17 protein-coding genes and 1 pseudogene are annotated in these 17,133 nt (G+C 52.0%); 14 read left to right on the top strand and 4 right to left on the bottom strand.

What is annotated here, in order from left to right:
• Nucleotides 1-39: 39 nt before the first annotated feature.
• The 4 genes and pseudogenes from DXB44_RS15025 (at nucleotide 40) to DXB44_RS01540 (ending at nucleotide 2,946) form a co-directional block, all read left to right on the top strand.
• A pseudogene (locus DXB44_RS15025) lies at nucleotides 40-774 on the top strand (DUF6551 family protein).
• An 85-nt stretch (nucleotides 775-859) separates the two neighbouring features.
• Nucleotides 860-1,243 (top strand): type II toxin-antitoxin system PemK/MazF family toxin, encoded by a 384-nt coding sequence (locus DXB44_RS01550; RefSeq protein WP_097785024.1) that lies wholly within the window; start codon nucleotides 860-862, stop codon nucleotides 1,241-1,243.
• A gap of 60 nt (nucleotides 1,244-1,303) precedes the next feature.
• The gene (locus DXB44_RS01545; protein ID WP_118657480.1) at nucleotides 1,304-1,540 is read left to right on the top strand and encodes a hypothetical protein; all 237 of its coding nucleotides are present in this window, start codon (nucleotides 1,304-1,306) and stop codon (nucleotides 1,538-1,540) included.
• 320 nt (nucleotides 1,541-1,860) lie between these two features.
• Nucleotides 1,861-2,946 (top strand): hypothetical protein, encoded by a 1,086-nt coding sequence (locus DXB44_RS01540; RefSeq protein WP_118657479.1) that lies wholly within the window; start codon nucleotides 1,861-1,863, stop codon nucleotides 2,944-2,946.
• A 112-nt stretch (nucleotides 2,947-3,058) separates the two neighbouring features.
• Here DXB44_RS01540 and DXB44_RS01535 read toward each other — a convergent pair whose 3' ends face one another.
• Nucleotides 3,059-3,538: a helix-turn-helix transcriptional regulator gene (locus tag DXB44_RS01535; protein ID WP_243110998.1), complete on the bottom strand. Its 480-nt coding sequence runs from the start codon at nucleotides 3,536-3,538 to the stop codon at nucleotides 3,059-3,061.
• Nucleotides 3,539-3,648: 110 nt separating this feature from the next.
• Entirely contained in the window at nucleotides 3,649-4,044 is a 396-nt protein-coding gene (locus DXB44_RS01530; RefSeq protein ID WP_243110997.1) for a sigma-70 family RNA polymerase sigma factor, read from the bottom strand.
• Between the two features lie 148 nt (nucleotides 4,045-4,192).
• On the opposite strand from DXB44_RS01530, the gene DXB44_RS01525 reads away from it, so the two are divergent.
• Nucleotides 4,193-4,717: a flavodoxin family protein gene (locus tag DXB44_RS01525; protein ID WP_118657477.1), complete on the top strand. Its 525-nt coding sequence runs from the start codon at nucleotides 4,193-4,195 to the stop codon at nucleotides 4,715-4,717.
• Between the two features lie 158 nt (nucleotides 4,718-4,875).
• Here DXB44_RS01525 and DXB44_RS01520 read toward each other — a convergent pair whose 3' ends face one another.
• Nucleotides 4,876-5,676, bottom strand: coding sequence for an SDR family oxidoreductase (locus DXB44_RS01520; RefSeq protein ID WP_118657476.1), 801 nt, complete (start codon nucleotides 5,674-5,676; stop codon nucleotides 4,876-4,878).
• A 297-nt stretch (nucleotides 5,677-5,973) separates the two neighbouring features.
• Here DXB44_RS01520 and DXB44_RS01510 point away from each other — a divergent pair, with 297 nt between their 5' ends.
• From DXB44_RS01510 to DXB44_RS01485, 5 genes are all read left to right on the top strand, one after another.
• A complete protein-coding gene (locus DXB44_RS01510) occupies nucleotides 5,974-9,186 on the top strand; it encodes a response regulator (RefSeq protein ID WP_118657475.1) in 3,213 nt (1,070 codons plus the stop codon).
• Nucleotides 9,187-9,329: 143 nt separating this feature from the next.
• The gene (locus DXB44_RS01505) at nucleotides 9,330-11,384 is read left to right on the top strand and encodes a TIM-barrel domain-containing protein (RefSeq protein WP_118657474.1); all 2,055 of its coding nucleotides are present in this window, start codon (nucleotides 9,330-9,332) and stop codon (nucleotides 11,382-11,384) included.
• Nucleotides 11,385-11,602: 218 nt separating this feature from the next.
• Nucleotides 11,603-11,815, top strand: coding sequence for an HFLK protein (locus DXB44_RS01495; RefSeq protein WP_118657473.1), 213 nt, complete (start codon nucleotides 11,603-11,605; stop codon nucleotides 11,813-11,815).
• 101 nt (nucleotides 11,816-11,916) lie between these two features.
• A complete protein-coding gene (locus DXB44_RS01490) occupies nucleotides 11,917-12,309 on the top strand; it encodes a desulfoferrodoxin family protein (protein WP_118657472.1) in 393 nt (130 codons plus the stop codon).
• Nucleotides 12,310-12,496: 187 nt separating this feature from the next.
• Nucleotides 12,497-13,066 (top strand): macro domain-containing protein, encoded by a 570-nt coding sequence (locus DXB44_RS01485; RefSeq protein ID WP_243110996.1) that lies wholly within the window; start codon nucleotides 12,497-12,499, stop codon nucleotides 13,064-13,066.
• Between the two features lie 254 nt (nucleotides 13,067-13,320).
• Here DXB44_RS01485 and DXB44_RS01475 read toward each other — a convergent pair whose 3' ends face one another.
• A complete protein-coding gene (locus tag DXB44_RS01475) occupies nucleotides 13,321-13,974 on the bottom strand; it encodes an NAD(P)H-hydrate epimerase (protein ID WP_118657471.1) in 654 nt (217 codons plus the stop codon).
• A gap of 201 nt (nucleotides 13,975-14,175) precedes the next feature.
• Here DXB44_RS01475 and DXB44_RS01470 point away from each other — a divergent pair, with 201 nt between their 5' ends.
• The 4 genes from DXB44_RS01470 to DXB44_RS01450 all read left to right on the top strand — a co-directional run bounded on the left by DXB44_RS01470 (nucleotide 14,176) and on the right by DXB44_RS01450 (nucleotide 17,132).
• Entirely contained in the window at nucleotides 14,176-15,159 is a 984-nt protein-coding gene (locus DXB44_RS01470) for a Gfo/Idh/MocA family oxidoreductase (RefSeq protein ID WP_118657470.1), read from the top strand.
• Between the two features lie 92 nt (nucleotides 15,160-15,251).
• Complete coding sequence (locus DXB44_RS01465; protein ID WP_097779536.1) at nucleotides 15,252-15,635, top strand: hypothetical protein; 384 nt, start codon at nucleotides 15,252-15,254, stop codon at nucleotides 15,633-15,635.
• 76 nt (nucleotides 15,636-15,711) lie between these two features.
• Nucleotides 15,712-16,512, top strand: a complete 801-nt coding sequence (locus DXB44_RS01460) for an EFR1 family ferrodoxin (RefSeq protein WP_118657469.1) — start codon at nucleotides 15,712-15,714, stop codon at nucleotides 16,510-16,512.
• A gap of 230 nt (nucleotides 16,513-16,742) precedes the next feature.
• The gene (locus tag DXB44_RS01450; protein WP_005939676.1) at nucleotides 16,743-17,132 is read left to right on the top strand and encodes a C-GCAxxG-C-C family protein; all 390 of its coding nucleotides are present in this window, start codon (nucleotides 16,743-16,745) and stop codon (nucleotides 17,130-17,132) included.
• Nucleotide 17,133: the final 1 nt, after the last annotated feature.

Below are 17,133 nucleotides of genomic sequence, written 5' to 3'. Positions count from 1 at the left end.
GTAAATCGAAAATGACCGGAAAGGAGAACCGACGTGAAACTGAGCCAGCTTAAAATTGACCCGGAGTTCCAAAGCAAAATTCCGCCGCTGCAGTTTGAGGAAGAACAGCAGCTTGAGCAGAACATCATTGCAGAGGGTCGTCTTCTGAATCCCATCATCACATGGAATGGCTACATTCTGGATGGGCAGAACACGGTAGAAGCACGTCGAACCTGCAACGGCGGTATGGAATTGCCCATCCGCTGCAAAGTCTTCTACGGCCTTACCAAAGAAGACGAAGCAACGCTGTTTGCGATTCAGACGGGCAATGCTACCTGCCTGACGGCGGGCGAACGTCTTCGTGCAAATCTGGTGGCCGAAAACCCGGATGCACTTTATTTTGTGGAAATCACGTCGAATGCCGGTGTGGAATTTGCCTATGACGGCATCCGGGCACCCTAGAAAATCTACTGCATCGGAACGGCATACGAACTGTACAAGCAGTATGGCTGTGAGCGCTACGTCGAGATGCTTCGCATCATCAACGAGGCGTGGAAGGGAAATGTGGATTCCTACCTTGCCGGTGTAATCCGTGGTGTGGCCCGCTTCATCTCCGTATACGAGGGCGAGTACAGCCGGGAGCGCCTGGTGCAGCAGCTGGCAAGGACACATCCGAAAACCATCACGCAGCTGGCTCAGAATGACACCGGAAGTTCTGCAAACCGCCACATGCGGCAGATTCTCCGCATCTATAACGGTGCCAGCCGTGAGATGAGTCTGCCGCTGAAAAACTGACAGTTTCGTTTTACCTCCTGAACAACAGCCGTCGTGGTATCCGTCTGCGGCGGCTGTTTCTTACATAAAAAGGAGGTTGATTTTTATGTTACCGAACAATTGGAGATATCTTAGAGGGGACATCTACTATGCAGACATGGAGCCGCATATCGGCTCGGAACAGGGCGGGAAACGCCCTGTGGTAGTTCTGCAGAACAACATTGGAAACCGTCATTCGCCTACATTGATCGTTGCAACTGTTACCACCCGGACGGAAAAGAAGAAAAACCAGCCCACCCATGTGCTGGTGGATTCCAACCCGGCCTTTGAAGAACCGTCCATGATTCTTCTGGAGCAGATCTTCACGATCGATAAATCCCGCATCGAACGCTTTATGGGCTATGCCAGCAAGGCTGAAATGCTCCGCATTGATATGGCTTTGCTGGTCAGTCTGGCTCTGAACGTTCTGAGCGGAAACCGCAGCGAATAGCGGACAACCAGTAACCCGTAAAAATGAGGTGATAGCGATGTAACCGGAGGTGAGTGAGCCATGCGAAAGAGTGCCCCCATTGAAGTGGTGGTACATTACCCCAAAACGAAAGAGGGATGGGACGAACTCGGAAAACGGGTCGCAACCGCCCACGCCAACTATGTGATCGAAAAAATCGACCGTCTGAACTGCCCCACATGGCAGAAGCTCGAATTGCTGCAGGCGGTGATCGATACTACCAAAGGAACTTACAAACCCAAGGAATACCAAAAGCCCGGCTGGCAGCCGAGCCGATAAACAAAGCCCCACGCTCAACATATGCTTTTCTGCTCTGACCAGAGACGGTCAGATTCAGAGGCAGCGTTGAGCGTGGGGCTTTTTGTGTTACATAAGTTTTTGGAATTTTGCTGACAAAAAAATCATTGATTGTTGGCGGCCAATATGGTATCCTATGGCATTGCATAACACGCAAAACAGTTCCACTTTTTTCTGAAAGAGCGTATCGAAACCGTCCTGATGGAGCAGCAGAAAAAGCTTTTTGAAAAGTAAAAGCTCTTGCGTCCCGTGAAAAAAGAAGGTAATATAAATACAGAGCAAGACACAGAACGCAGGGAGGGATGAAAACCATGTTTTACGAGATCATGCACCGGGAAAGCTGTGTGGCACAACTCAGTACGACAGGGGAATGCAGGGTCTGCCTCGAGGATTTCATGCCCTATGATCTGGTTCTGGTGGAATCGGATGATTTTGACGAGCGCATCAATAATGTAACGAACTTTTACTATTGGTGCGCCTCCCGGATGTTGACGTTGGATCGCACCTACGCCAAGGAAATCCTGAACAGTATCGGTGCATCTCAGAGTGTTACGGACAGGGAACGAGCACAGATTGCATTATCCTACCATTGTCTGTCTTTGCTGGATGTGTTCTGGGTGAAAGAAGAAAACGAGAAAATTCGATTCGAGGATATCAACCTTTTTGCACACTCCTTAAGCAATGCGCTTGTAGATATTGCGCTGCGGGGGCACCAAATGACGGTGACAAACGCCCATCTTCTGGCAAATGACCTGTCTACGGGCGGCTTGTACCCCAAGGCGTGGGTGCGAAAAGAGGATGGCTTCTATCTTTACAAGGATGGTGGCAGGGAAGCGGTGGAACGTGAAGTGCTGGCAAGCAAAATCTGCCGGTGCTTTGACTGCCATCAGGTACTGTATGAGCAGGGGATGTTTGAAAATGAGCCGGTTTCTATCAGCAAAATCATGACATCCCAGCGATACAGTCTTGTGACCTATGCAGCCTATGACGTCTACTGCACAAACCGTGATTGGAACACGCTGGATAAGATCTTAGAGTTGGATGCTCCCGGCTACTATATGATGAACATTCTGGATTATCTGGTGGGCAATACCGACCGTCATTGGGAAAACTGGGGTCTGCTGGTAGACAACGAAACCAATCAGCCCATCCGTCTGCATGACCTGATGGACTTCAACCGGGCGTTTCAGCAGTACGACACGCCAGAAGGCGCAAACTGTCTGACCGTGGGAAAACGCCATCTGAGCCAAAAAGATGCTGCAGTGGAAGCGGTGCGGAACATCGGACTGAACCAAGTCCGTCAGGTGGAGCACACCGTATTCTCCGAGCATCCGGCATGGAAAGCAACGTTTGAAGAACGACTGCGTGTTTTACGGAACGCCATGTAAGTCAGAGCGAATATCAGAATGAATGATTCCATAACGAAAGCCCGTCTGCGCTGCCACATATCGTGGCTTGCAGACGAGCTTTTTCGTTTGACCGGAGAAAAATTGCCATACCTCACATGCGAAGCATAGATGGAAAATCGGAACCAAGGTTTTCCACCAGATGGCAAAAGCACTTCTGACTGATGGTCTTTTGTCCACTCTCCCAGCAGCGGATGCTTGTCCGGCTGACCTTTGCGTGGTCGGCAAGTTGCTGACGGTTCCAGCCTTTTGCCTCCCGGTATCTGCGGAGGAAGGCTCCTCCGCCCCGGTGGAGAAACAGGGTGTAGTCGTCCAGAATATCCTCCACCGGGATACCGTAAAGGGCGGCGAGCTTGTCCGCCAGCTCCGGCGTGAAGCTGCGGTGAAATATGCCGCTTTCCAGATCCCGATAGAGCCATTCCTCCATGCCAACCATGGCGGCAACCTCTTTTTGCAGCAGGTCAAGACCATAGCGGCACCAACGCAGACGGTCCCATGGGTTCGGGATGTCGGCGTAAGAGTGGTACATACGGTAGAACGCCTGCGCCTCTACGGTGGTGCGGGGGCCTGCCAAAGTTACCTGCAGGATGTAGAGAGGGGTTAGACAGGATACCTCACATGATACTTTTTGAAGTAGAAAAAGGTGACCGCTTTCCTGAGCCCAGAAAAGCCATTTTGACGCATTTACGCTGCTTTGCAAAATGAGTGGATTCTCTTTTCCATCCCAAAGTGCGCTGGGGAGAGGATAGCATTTTCAATGCAGCGGCTGGCATAGGTGGAAAACCGCGCCTTGCGTGTGGCATCAAAGGTATCTACCGCTTTCATCAGCCCGATGGTGCCGATGGAAACAAGACCCTCCTGATCGCCTGGCAGGGCGTAATATTTTTTTACGATGTGCGCCACCAGCCGCAGATTGTGCCGGATCAGCTTTTCCCGGGCAGTGGCATCACCGACGCGCAGGGCGCTGAAAGCGGCGGCTTCTTCCCGGGCTGTGAGCGGACGCGGAAAGCAGCCGCTTTCCAGATGGAGCGCCAGAAACAGAAATTTTGTGGCGAAAAATTGCAGTAAGGTCAGCAGCACACGATATCCCTCCCGGTACATAGTTGTTAGATTGTATGAGCCGGGGCGCGGATAGTTGCCGGAAAAGCCTTTTGTGCGCGGTATCTTTTCCGCAGGGAAAAAGCGTGGTATACTGAGGGGGAACAATCGAAAGTTGGAGGATACACGCATGAAAATTGTAATCATTAATGGAAGTGCCAGAAAAGGAAATACGCTGGCAGCAATCAATGCATTTATAAAAGGAGCGTCAGAAAAGAATAAAATTGAAATCATTGAACCCGACAAACTCAACATTGCACCATGCAAGGGATGTGGTGTCTGTCAATGCTCTAAGGGATGCGTCGATAAGGATGATACAAATTCTACAATTGATAAAATTGCTGCCGCAGATATGATTCTTTTTGCTACACCAGTTTATTGGTGGGGAATGTCAGCACAATTGAAACTTATCATTGATAAGTGCTACTGCCGTGGATTGCAGTTAAAAAACAAAAAAGTTGGCACAATTGTTGTAGGTGGTTCTCCCGTAGACAGTATCCAGTATGAGTTGATTGATAAGCAGTTTGACTGTATGGCAAAATATCTTTCATGGGATATGCTTTTCAAAAAATCATATTACGCAACAGCCAGAGATGAACTTGAAAAAAATAAGGATTCCATGAACGAACTTGAGCGGATCGGAAAAAATTTATAAAGCACACACCAAATTCCCATTTATCGAGTGACGAAAACAATACATCCTTCTGCGGACAACCCCAAAACGGTTGTCCGCTTTTTTATACGCTGAAATCTGAAAAAAGACAAAATGCCAAGCAAAACTGAAAAATATCTCATCCTTGCCCGTTACTTTTGTTACCCGTATATTTTCCCCACGATCTTTCCGCGTGCTGCGGCGGGCAGAAGCTTGCACAAAAGGCTCAGGAATTTATACTGTGCACCGGCAACATAAACGACCGCCGGGTTCTTTTTCTCCACAATACCGGCGATGTACCGTCCAATGCGTGCCGGGTCCATGCCGTTTTGCTCGTCGTGCTCCATCTGACTGACGCTCCGGGAGATACGTCCACCGTATTCATCATCGCCGAGAATGCTTTTCTGACGTGCTTTTGTAAAACCGGTACAGATGTCACCCAATTCTACGACGGTAACATGGATGCCGTAGGGCTTGACTTCATTTGCCAGAGCGTAAGAGTAAGAAGAAACGGCGGCTTTGCTTGCAGAGTAGAAGGTCTGGAACGGAATGTGTGCTACGGCAGCAACGGAGCTGATGTTCACAATATGCCCCTTTCCTTGATGGCGTAGGAAGGGGAGAACCGCTTTATTTACAGTGACCGTCCCGAAAAAGTTCACATCGAACTGTGCTTTGGCCTGCTCCATGGACGTAAACTCCACCGCACCGGAAATGCCAAAGCCTGCACAGTTGATCACTGCATCAATTTTGGTTTCTTTTTGGATGACCTGCTGCACAGCGGCGTTGACCGCATCTTCATCGGTCACATCGACGGACAGATGGGTAACACCCTCCATAGGAATACTTCTGCGGCTGAACTCATAGACGATGCAGCCGTTCTCTTTCAGAGCGGATGCCGTGCACCGTCCGATGCCGGAGCTTCCTCCGGTAACAATGACCACCTTGTTGCTTTCTCCCACCATGATTTTCCTCCTGAAAATGTTGATCTGGTTCGAGTATACCGCATCGCAGAGCGGCTGTCTATACGGATAGCCGGATCGTGGAAAAGTACAGGGATCAACTTGCGTAAATTTTCACGCAGATTGGCCTCTCTTTTTTACACAGCCAATGCCAATTAGCACTTGAAAACGAAATGCTGCGCAAGTATACTATACTAGTTATACTGTACAAGCTTGATCACAAATCAGTATGCCAGTTGACCATAAAAGACATACCAGAATTGAAGCGTGCGGCGGGATCAAAACCCTACGAGGATGAAAATGAAATTCGATAGAAGACTTACAGATGAAATCTACACTTCCGATACGGTAAGGCTGGGAAAAAATGCATTTCAGGCCATGCAGGAGACGCTCTATCATAATGGCGGTGTCGGAACCATTACCGGGTACTATGATGCCGAATTGTCGATCCTGTCGGTCAGTAATCTGTTGCTGCATAATCTGAACCACAGCTATGCATCCCTGATGGAGCAGACAAAGGGTTCGCTGAAGAATCTTTTCTATAAGAGAGATGCCGCATTCCTCGACAATGCGCGCTTTCGTCAGATTCAGGGCGAAGGGGAAGGCCGGATCCTCACGGCAGATGGCTCTCCCGTCTATGTGCGTCTCTACAAAAAAGATGCAGTCGATACGGATGGAACACCGATCTGGATCATGTCAGTACAGATGAACTGGGCGTATGAGAACCTTGCGCTGGTTAATGAATCCATCCATTCTGCACTATGGTATTTTGAGTGCAATGAAAACGGTGAGATCGTTCATGTGAACTGGAGCCATGCATTCCGGCAGATCCTTGGATATCATGACATTCTGGATTTTCCGAACAAACTGGATTCGTGGTCGAACCTTCTGCACCCGGAGGACTATGACCGGGTAATGCAGCTGCTTTTGGAAACGATTGCGGACAAAACCAATACTACAAAATATAATGTTGAGTACCGACTGAAAATGCAGGATGGCCAATACCACTGGTTCCGGGCATCGGCGGAGGTGATACGCCGTCTGGATGGCTCGGCCAATCGAATTGCCGGAATCATCAGCAACATTGACGCGGAAAAAAGAAGCCGGATGCAGGCGCAGCGGGCAGCGGCATTTCACCGTGCATTTACCAGCGCAAACCTCTGCGAATACTATGTAAATCTGGAAAAGAACACCTTTGATACTTTCAAAGTGGAGCCCTCTTTGATGACGGCCTTTGAGCAGAGCCACACATGGGATGGACTGGTCCGATTCCTTGTGGACAACTATGTGGTTGAAGAGGACAAAAAGTCTGTAACGAATTTCTACAATCGCGCCTACATCACGGAAAAACTAAAGGGGCTGGAGACGGAGCTGCGTCAGGAGTGCCGCATCGTTCTGGATGGAGAGGAACGATGGGTCAGCAACGTGGTCATGCGCGGTGAGATCGAAGATTCCGAATATGCGATGATTTTTCTGCGGGACATCACAGAGTCCAAAGCAGAGACGGCACGGCGGATGCAGATGGCCTCAGATAACGCATCGATGGATCTTTTGATCAAGAGCATGGTGCGTCTGCTGGACCGCTTTGTCGTCTGCGATCTGGAAAATGACCGGTATCGGTTCTATAATCTGCAAGGTGAAATGATATACGCGCCGACGGGAACCTACCATGATTTTGTGGAGCAGGTGGCTGCAAAGTATAAGACACTGGAACCGCTGGACGCATTGGCTGCTTTGATTTCACCGGAAAATATCCGCAAGAATTTGCAGGATGAGAACGACATCTACAAATTTGAATACTGCTCCATAGATGAGAACACCTATAAGATCGCTTCCTTCATTCCGCTGGAGTGGAATGGCACAAAGCTGGTCAAAGCACTGTTGGCATCTATGGATGTGTCACAGGAGAAAAAGGCCGAGATCGAATCCCATAAGGCACTGAAGGATGCGTACCGGGCGGCGGAAAACGCAAGCCGCGCCAAGACGGAATTCCTCTCCAATATGTCCCATGATATCCGTACACCGATGAATGCAATCATTGGCTTGACTGCCATTGCGGGTGCGAATATCGAGAGTCAGGACAGGGTGGTCGAGTGTCTTGGCAAGATCACAAAATCGAGCCGTCATCTGTTGGGACTGATCAATGAAGTGCTGGATATGGCCAGAATCGAGAGCGGGCGAATGAGCCTTGCCGAGGAGGATTTCAGCCTGCCGGAGCTGGTCGATAACCTGCTCACCCTCACAAAACCGGCAATCGACGAGCACCACCATCAGCTCGAAGTCCATGTTGAGCACATCGAGCACGAAGCTGTCTGCGGCGACAGCCTGCGCATCCAGCAGATCTTTGTGAACCTGATGAGCAACGCCGTCAAGTATACCCCGGATGGAGGAAACATCACCCTTACGATCAAGGAAAAACCGAACGGCTTCTCGGAGCTTGGCTGCTACGAGTTTTCCATCGAGGACAACGGCATCGGTATGACGCCGGAATTCCAGAAGATCATGTTCGAGCCGTTCAGCCGGGCAGACGATCACCGGACGACCAAGGTGCAGGGCACCGGTCTTGGCATGGCCATTGCAAGAAACATCGTCAACCTGATGAATGGTGACATTCAGGTCGAAAGCGCTCCCAACAAGGGAACGAAGATCACGGTCACGGTCTATCTGAAGCTTCAGGAAAACGAGAAGGAGCAGGAAAAAGAACTGCTCGATCTGCCGGTACTGGTCGTGGACGATGACAAGACCTGCTGCGAAAGCACCGTTGCAACCCTTCAGGAGATCGGCATAGCGGGCGAATGGGTCCTGACCGGCAAGGAAGCCGTGGAACGCTGCGCGGCGCGGCACAAGACCGGCCGCGACTATTTTGCGGTGATTCTGGACTGGAAGATGCCGGAAATGGACGGTATTGCAACGGCCAGAAGGATTCGGGAATGCGTCGGGGAGGACGTCACGATCATCATCCTGACTTCCTTTGATTTCAGCGAGATCGAAGAAGAAGCCAGAGCAGTGGGCGTAAATGCGTTTATGGCAAAACCGCTGTTCCGTTCTCGTTTGACGGCAACTCTGCGGCAGTTTACATCCGGGAAGAAGGAGAAAAACGCCCGGAACTATCTGGAAGACTTTGCGAAGGAGAACTATGCGGGTAAGCGGATCCTTCTTGTGGAAGATAACGAGCTGAACCGTGAGATCGCAACCGAGATCATAGGCATGACGGGCGTGACCATTGACATTGCCGAAAACGGAAAAATTGCAGTCGAAAAGGTGATGGAAGCGCCAGAAAAGTGGTACGATCTCATTTTTATGGACATCCAGATGCCCATCATGAATGGTTACGAAGCCACTGCTGCGATCCGTGCGCTTGCCGGCAGCCGGGGCAAAGTGCCCATCATTGCCATGACGGCAAATGCCTTTGCCGAGGACGTACAGCTGGCAAAGAACACCGGCATGAACGAGCATATCGCCAAACCGCTTGATTTGAATAAGCTGAATGATGTGCTGAAACAGTGGCTGTGATCTGTGTATTGCAGTAAGGCGCGTGATAAGGCTGAAGCCCCAATTGCTCCAGCCAATGTCAGAGTTTCTTAATTGTCCATCAAAAATACGTTGGTACGTTTTACATTGTGACGATTCAAAAAACAAAGGAGAGGTGTTTGGCTATGATCTACAAAAAGCAATACGGTCAACCGTTTGATACCGAAAGTGTAGTGGGTTCTTTTTTGCCCATGATGGAAACGATACCCTATCTGACCAAGGAGCCGGATGGTTTCTCCTATGCCATGGAGCCGCAGGATATTCTGTATGGTCTTGGCGAAAACGTCCGTGGTATCAACAAGCGCGGGTGGGTGTACGAAAGCAAATGCTCCGATGACAGCAACCATACCGAGGGCAAATCCTCGCTGTACGGTGCTTATAATTTTATGATCGTGTCCGGCAAGGATACATTTGGCTTTTTTATCGACTACCCGGGCAAGGTCACCTTTGACTGCGGCTACACCGACCTGGATACCTTACGCATCACGGTGGCCGAGGAAAATTACGATTTCTACATCATTGAGGGCGAGAGCCTGACCGATATTGTGCACCAGTTCCGCCAGCTGGTGGGGCGCAGCTATATTCCGCCCAAATGGGCTTTTGGCAACGCCCAGAGCCGCTGGAGCTACATGAACGAGGACGAGGTCCGCGAGGTGGTGGCAAATTACCGTGCCAATAATATGCCGCTGGACGCTGTGGTTCTGGATATTGATTACATGGAGCGTTACAAGGACTTTACGGTGGATGCGCAGCGCTTCCCGCGTTTTGCAGACTTTGCCGCCGAGATGAAAGCGCAGGGCATCCGTCTTGTCCCCATCATCGATGCAGGAGTCAAGGTCGAAGAGGGATATGATGTGTACGAGGAAGGCGTGAAAAACGGCTACTTCTGTACGAATCAGGATGGCACCCCCTTTGTAGCCGGTGTGTGGCCGGGGCTGGTACACTTCCCCGATATGCTCAACCCGGAAGCCCGTGCTTGGTTTGGCAGTCAATATAAAGTTCTGCTGGATCAGGGAATCGAGGGCTTCTGGAATGATATGAACGAGCCTGCGATCTTTTACTCGGAGGAAACGCTGAAAAAGACCTTTGCCCAAATTGAGGAATACAGCAAGCAGAGCCTGGATATTTCCAGCTTTTTTGCCTTTACCGGCATGGTGAGAAATCTTTCCAACAACGAAAACGATTATAAGCTGTTCTACCACAACACCAGACAGGGGCGCGTGCGGCACGATAAGGTACATAATATTTTTGGTTATAACATGACCCGTGCGGCAGGCGAGGCTTTTGAGCGGCTGGAGCCGGACAAGCGCATTTTGATATACTCTCGTTCTGCCTGCATCGGGATGCACCGGTATGGCGGCATCTGGACCGGCGATAACCATTCTTGGTGGAGCCACATTCTGCTTGCGCTGCACATGATGCCCTCTCTGAATATGTGCGGCTTCCTGTACGAAGGCCCCGACATTGGCGGCTTTGGCAGCAATACCACGGAGGATCTGGTGCTGCGCTGGTACGGCATGGGCATCTTCTCTCCGCTGCTGCGGAACCACTCTGCCAAGGACACCCGCCGGCAGGAACCCTACCGCTTTAAGAACAAGGCCGCTTTTGCCGGTATTTTACAACTGCGCTACCTGCTGCTGCCCTACATTTACAGCGAGTACATGAAGGCTGCTCTGCACGACAGCATGTACTGTATGCCGTTGGCGTTCGCCTTCCCGGAGGATGACTTTGCCCGCCGGGTGGAGGATGAGGTGATGATCGGTGAAAGCCTGTTGATTGCCCCGGTATATGAGCAAAACGCCCGAGGTCGGTACGTTTATCTGCCGGAGGAGATGCTGCAGGTGCGGGTAAAGTGCAGCGAAAGCAACCGCATCGAAACCAGCGTACTGCCGGCAGGCCATCATTACATTCCGGTGGAGCTGGATGAAGTGGTGTTCTTTATGCGCAAGGGACACCTTCTGCCCCTTGCCAAGGACGGCAAAAAGATCCAGAGCGTTGCCGATGTGGATTTTGCAGATCTGCGCCTGCTTGCCTATGCTCCCGATGGTGCATCCTATGAATACTATACCGATGACGGCGAGACAAAGGATTATGATAAGCCGGAACATTTTGTGCACATCACGCTGGATGCGGATGGAAACGCAAAGAGCGATCGTGCTACGGTCAAAGTAGAAGGATAATCGTCAGTCATTACGCAGTTCCTACAGAGTGACAGCGTTTCAGCTTGAAATGCTGCCACTCTTTTTGTTGTCTGAATCACAGATGAAATAGCCACTCTATCTGGGAATCCGGGAAGAATGAGATGACAAAAAATGCTGAAAGAGATGTTTATAGGACAGCTCTTTCAGTAAAATGATCTCAGAAGAAGCAAAACGCACTTCAGACGGAGGAAAATACAATGGCAAACGGTGATTACGGCTATTTCGGCAAAGGGGACACAGGCTATGCCCAGTACATGACGGCCTTCAACCGCAACTTCGGCGGCTCGTCCGGCGGCGGTGGCGGCGGTCACAACAATGGCGGCGGCGGTGGCGGAGACGGAAGCGGCTGCGGCTGCCTTATTGCCATTGCGGTGGTGGTCGTGCTGGTGCTCCTCGGCATGGGGAGCTGAGAGTATCCCTCTAGCACAAGGCGGCATTGCGTGACCCGATCACAGAAACTCTAACTAGGAAATGTTATCATATAGCCACAGGAAACACCAACAACATTCCGATGGAGGATTTGAATAGGATGGCAAAATTTTATATCTGTGAGCACTGTGGCAACCTGGTCACCACCATCCAAAACGCAGGCGTTCCGCTGGTCTGCTGCGGCGAAAAGATGAAGGAACTGCTCCCCAACACCGTGGAAGCCAGCGGCGAAAAGCATCTGCCGGTGGCAGAGCGTTCCGGCAGCACCCTCACCGTCACGGTGGGTGCAGTGGAGCACCCCATGGTGGATGTGCATCACATCCAGTGGCTCTTTGTGGAGACCGAAAACGGTGGGCAATTCCGCACTCTCGCCCCCGGCCAGGCACCCAAGGTGGTGTTTGAGCTGGGCGGCGAAAAGCCGGTGGCGGTCTACGCCTACTGCAACCTGCATGGTCTGTGGATGACGAAACTTTAAGAAATAAACAGGCTCCTGCCAGTGGTTGACGCTTGCAGGAGCCTGTTTTTTGCGTGCAGACGCTTTTCTGTGGAAAGGAAGCATGACACCGTTATAATGGTTGCATGGACAGCAAAATAAGAGCAGCCCTTGCACCGCCCTGCCGGATGTGATAGGATGAAGAAAACCGTGTAAGGGAGGAACCACCATGCCTTTTTTGATGATCCGCAACGACATCACCAAGGTAACAGCGGATGCCATCGTCAACCCCGCCAACCGGAACCTTTTGCAGGGCAGCGGCACCAGCCGCGCCATCTATCAGGCGGCAGGGGAGCAGGAGCTGACCGCCGCCTGTGAAGCCATCGGGTACTGCGAGCCGGGCAGGGCGGTGTGCACCCCGGCGTTCGGACTGCCCGCAAAGTATATCTTCCATGCGGTCTGTCCGGCATGGCACGGCGGATTTTTTGGCGAAGCAAAACAATTGGCCGGTGCGTACCATTCTGCGCTGGAACTAGCCGCAGAATACCACTGCGAGAGCGTGGCTTTTCCGCTGCTGTCCAGCGGAAACTACGGCTACCCCAAGGAGCAGGCCTTCCGCATTGCAGTGGATACCATCACGCAGTACGTCATGGAGCACGATGCGCAGGGCGTGGCAGTCAATTACCATGTGGTCAGCGAAACGGTCTGCCGGATGCGGCAGGCAGCCTGCCCGGCATCCATCGGCGTAGAGTGGAAAGAGGAAATCGAAGCCGATTTCCAGAAGCGGCATCAGGGGTAAAGGAGGAAACAGCGACACCTTTGCCTGCATTATCGGCGGCATTGCCGAAGCCTTTTACGGGATGCCGCCTGAGTTGCAGCAGGAAACCTTGAAGCGTCTGCCGGAGAAGATGCGGGCAGCGTATGAGCTGTTCCGGCAGAACCTTGAGCGCAGGATGTGACACCGCCGGTGTTGAGAGCTAGAGAGCCGCTGCACAGTGATCTGTGCGGCGGCTCTTTTGTGCGCAGGTGCTTTTCCGCAGCGGCAAGCCCTCGTCAAAATTCCGGGTGCCATTCATCCCGGATGCCAATGTCGGCACAGACGATTTTTCCGCACAGCGGCGCAGAAGCTTCTGCGATATGCAGCGGTTTATAGCTGTCGAAGGTTACGGTCAAATCTGCATGGGCAGCACCCTCGGCAACCTCCCCGGTATCCGTATTGATGCCGCTGGGCAGGTCTACGGCCAGCACAAAGGCACCGCTCTTGTGCAGACGGCGCATCAGCCCGCAGGCAGCAAGGCCGGAAGGCCGCAGTTCACCATGGAACCCGGTGCCGTAGAGGGCATCCACAACAGTATCAAAGCGCTGCGTTTCCAGTACAGAACCGTCAGCGCAGATGTGCACCGGCAGGGAATGCAGACGCTCAAAGTTGCGGATGGCGTCAGCGGTTTTCGGCTCGCCCTCGGCCAGAAGAACGGTCACGTTCCAGCCGTCTTTTGCTGCGGCACGGGTGATCACGAACCCATCGCCGCCGTTGTTGCCTTTTCCGCAGACCACCAGCAGCCTGCCGGGATGCGGGAACTGCTTTTGCAGTTCGGCGTAAGCCGCCAGCCCGGCATTTTCCATCATTTGCAGGTAGGGTAGACCGTGGGCATCCCCGGCCCGTTCGATTTCCTTCATCTGCGCAGCCGTCACAATGCGGTGTTTCATGTTGGCACCTTCTTTCTATCTCTATTATAATGGATGAGAATGTTTGGAACAAGATGAAAGATGCTGGTGCATAGAATCTGTCCCCGGAGAGTGGCAATAAGCCCTCCGGGGATATTTTTGTTTTGGGAATCTTTTCCGCAAGGGAAAATCATGGTATACTGAACGCAACGAATCCAAAGTAATAAACCGGGAGGTATCGTTATGAAGTGGGGAATTTTAGCGACCGGCACCATTGCCAAAAAGTTTGCATCTACGGTGGAACAGATGGGCGCAGAGGGGGAACAGCTTGTTGCTGTGGGCTCACGGCACATGGAAAGCGCACAGGCGTTTGCACAGCAGTACGGCATCCCCCGCTGCTATGACTCCTACGAAGCCCTTGCCGCCGACCCGGAGGTGGAGGCCATCTATATCGCCACCCCCAACACCCTGCACTACGAAAACTGCAAGCTCTGCTTGGAGCAGGGCAAGCACGTTTTGTGCGAAAAGCCCTTTACCATCAGCCCGGAGCAGGCGCAGGAGTTGTACCGTCTGGCAGAGGAAAAGCACCTTTTTCTCATGGAGGCATTCTGGATCTGGCTGCTGCCGCTGTACGACCGTCTGCGCCAGATCCTTGCGGCGGACACCATCGGGGAGCTAAAGCAGATCACCTGTCAGTACGGCTTTGTGGCCTCCGGTGCCCGGAAGGACCGCAAGTTTGATTCCGGTCTGGGCGGTGGTGCGCTGCTGGATATCGGCATCTACAATCTGGGCTTTCTGCGCATTCTCACCGGACAGGATCCGGAGAAGGTGGAGACCAAAGAGGTGCACATCAACGAGTACGGCACCGACGATTACAGTCGCCTTGTGCTGACCTACCCCGGCGGCTGCAAGGCAGAGTCTGTCCAGACCATCGGGCAGGAGCTGGAGCGTAATGCCCGCATTGTTGGCACCAAGGGCAGCATCTTTCTGCCGGATTTCCAGCACGCCGAGACCATGACGCTGGAAGTGGAGGGCAAAGAGCCGGAGGTCATCCGCTGCCCGGTGGACATCAACGGCTTTGAGTATGAGATCCGGGAAGCAAGCCGCTGCGTCAAGCAGGGGCGTACCGGCAGCGACCGCTACACCCCGCAGGACAGCCTTGCCCTGACCCGTCTGATGTATGATATCCGCATGAGCTGGGGCATGAAGTTTGCGGGCGAGGTGTAAGCACACACCTTGCCGCAAAGGGCTTTTTTGCGTGCGGAAACCATGGGACACTAAGAACGACAACTTGGAATTTGGCGAAGGAGTGTGAATGGATGAAAAAGAAAATAATTCTATCAATAGCGTTTCTGATCAGTTTATTACCAATGTTATTTAACCAATATGGCGGATTAAAAGGTGTACAGGAAATTACCGGCTTGATAAATCTACTCAATCCTATTGGAATAGTATCTGTCATTTTGTTTGTTTTAGGAGTATGGTTTCCCGTCAAGAAACGAGTTGTTAGTAAAAGTTTAGGCGCATTAGGCGTGATTGGGATTGTGGTCTCCGAAATATATAAATTCCTCACCTGGCATACATTGACTGTCACCGGTGAAGTCAGTTTACAGAATAGCATTCGATTAGCATTCCCCGAGTTTTATATAGGATTGACCATTTCTTTGGTAATGGTGATTGCTTATTTTGTGATTGATAAGTAAACTTGGCATAAGGACAACTTCCAGTCTGCCGGGCAGACAGGCAACTGAAAACCACACAAAAAACGAAGGAGCAGCCATGGTACTTTATTTTACGGGAACCGGCAACAGCCGGTATCTGGCGCGGCGCATTGCCAAAGGGTTGGAGATGCCGCTTTACGACCTGAACGCTTGTATCAAGGCAGGGGATACCGCCCCGGTGCAGACTGGGCGTGACGTGGTGCTGGTGACGCCTACTTACGCATGGCGTATCCCCCGGGTGGTGTCGGAGTGGCTGGGCAAGACCGAGCTGACCGGGGCAGAGCGCATCTGGTTTGTGATGGACTGCGGCAGCGAAATTGGCAATGCAGCAGGCTATAACCGGCAGCTTGCAGCGCAAAAGCAGCTGCAGTATATGGGCACAGCCCAGATCATCATGCCGGAAAACTACATTGCCATGTTCAATGCGCCCCAAAAAGAGCAGGCAAAGAGCATTGTGGAGCAGGCAGAGCCTGCACTTCAAAAGGTGCTGACCCAGCTCAGAGCCGGGCAGGAGTTTCCTCCGCCGAGTGAGACCCTCTACGACCGCCTTATGAGCGGCCCGGTGAACCCGGTGTTCTATCGCTTCTTTGTGAAAGCCGATGCCTTCCGGGCAACGGACGCCTGCATCGGCTGCGGTAAGTGCGTGGAGTTGTGCCCCCTGAACAACATCCATCTGGAAAACGGCAGGCCGGTCTGGGGCAGAAACTGCACCCATTGCATGGCGTGCATCTGCTATTGCCCTAAAGAAGCCATCGAGTACGGCAAAAAAAGCAGGGGAAAGCCACGGTATCACTTTGAAGCACTGGAAAAAAGCAGGACGTATGAAGAAAAAAGGAAAAACGATGATGGTAAAAAGTAGATGAAGTATTTATACTTACATGGATTAGGACAAAAACCAGACAGTTGGGATAGAGTGATAAAAGAAACGACGGTCTCGGATAGAAGCGTCTGCTTGAGTTTGGCAGAGATGCTGGAAGGAAAAGCGGTCACCTATGGGGAACTGTATGCTGCATTCTCAGGAGAGTGTGATCAGGAATTTTATGATAATGTCGAATAAACTATGATTCATCAAAGAAAGAGGACTTTAAAATGAACATCGAAGAACGGGCGGCACAGGCTGCCGCATGGAAAGCTACTGGACAGTGCAACTGTGCACAGGCGGTGATGAAGGCGTTTGAGGACAAGCTGCCGGTGGATGCCGACACCCTGATGAAGCTGGGCGCAGGCTATGCCGCCGGCATGGGCTGCATGGAGAGCACCTGCGGCGCACTGATCGGCGCTGTGATGGTGGCGGGCATCGTCACCGACGGCAAGGGCACACCCCGTATTTCCAAGGAGCTGCTGCAAAACTTTCAGGAAAAGTGCGGTGCTACCATCTGCAAGGATCTGAAGGGGATAGAGAACGGCGCACCGCTGTGCCCGTGCCCGGAGTGCGTCCGCAACGCTGTTCTGGCACTGGGCGAGGTGCTGGGAGAGTAAG

Source organism: Faecalibacterium sp. OM04-11BH (genome assembly GCF_003482185.1).
Classification (GTDB): domain Bacteria; phylum Bacillota; class Clostridia; order Oscillospirales; family Ruminococcaceae; genus Faecalibacterium; species Faecalibacterium tardum.
The sequence above is the reverse complement of the archived record's forward strand: the minus strand, read 5'-3'. Positions and strand labels throughout refer to the sequence as shown.

What these genes read in the sequence shown, in the direction of transcription:
- DXB44_RS01545 (WP_118657480.1), top strand. Translation starts at nt 1,304, where the DNA reads ATGCGAAAGAGTGCCCCCATTGAAGTGGTGGTACATTACCCCAAAACG.
- DXB44_RS01470 (WP_118657470.1), top strand. Translation starts at nt 14,176, where the DNA reads ATGAAGTGGGGAATTTTAGCGACCGGCACCATTGCCAAAAAGTTTGCA.
- DXB44_RS01505 (WP_118657474.1), top strand. Translation starts at nt 9,330, where the DNA reads ATGATCTACAAAAAGCAATACGGTCAACCGTTTGATACCGAAAGTGTA.
- DXB44_RS01550 (WP_097785024.1), top strand. Translation starts at nt 860, where the DNA reads ATGTTACCGAACAATTGGAGATATCTTAGAGGGGACATCTACTATGCA.
- DXB44_RS01495 (WP_118657473.1), top strand. Translation starts at nt 11,603, where the DNA reads ATGGCAAACGGTGATTACGGCTATTTCGGCAAAGGGGACACAGGCTAT.
- DXB44_RS01510 (WP_118657475.1), top strand. Translation starts at nt 5,974, where the DNA reads ATGAAATTCGATAGAAGACTTACAGATGAAATCTACACTTCCGATACG.
- DXB44_RS01450 (WP_005939676.1), top strand. Translation starts at nt 16,743, where the DNA reads ATGAACATCGAAGAACGGGCGGCACAGGCTGCCGCATGGAAAGCTACT.
- DXB44_RS01485 (WP_243110996.1), top strand. Translation starts at nt 12,497, where the DNA reads ATGCCTTTTTTGATGATCCGCAACGACATCACCAAGGTAACAGCGGAT.
- DXB44_RS01465 (WP_097779536.1), top strand. Translation starts at nt 15,252, where the DNA reads ATGAAAAAGAAAATAATTCTATCAATAGCGTTTCTGATCAGTTTATTA.
- DXB44_RS01520 (WP_118657476.1), bottom strand. Translation starts at nt 5,676, where the DNA reads ATGGTGGGAGAAAGCAACAAGGTGGTCATTGTTACCGGAGGAAGCTCC.
- DXB44_RS01525 (WP_118657477.1), top strand. Translation starts at nt 4,193, where the DNA reads ATGAAAATTGTAATCATTAATGGAAGTGCCAGAAAAGGAAATACGCTG.
- DXB44_RS01490 (WP_118657472.1), top strand. Translation starts at nt 11,917, where the DNA reads ATGGAGGATTTGAATAGGATGGCAAAATTTTATATCTGTGAGCACTGT.
- DXB44_RS01460 (WP_118657469.1), top strand. Translation starts at nt 15,712, where the DNA reads ATGGTACTTTATTTTACGGGAACCGGCAACAGCCGGTATCTGGCGCGG.
- DXB44_RS01475 (WP_118657471.1), bottom strand. Translation starts at nt 13,974, where the DNA reads ATGAAACACCGCATTGTGACGGCTGCGCAGATGAAGGAAATCGAACGG.
- DXB44_RS01540 (WP_118657479.1), top strand. Translation starts at nt 1,861, where the DNA reads ATGAAAACCATGTTTTACGAGATCATGCACCGGGAAAGCTGTGTGGCA.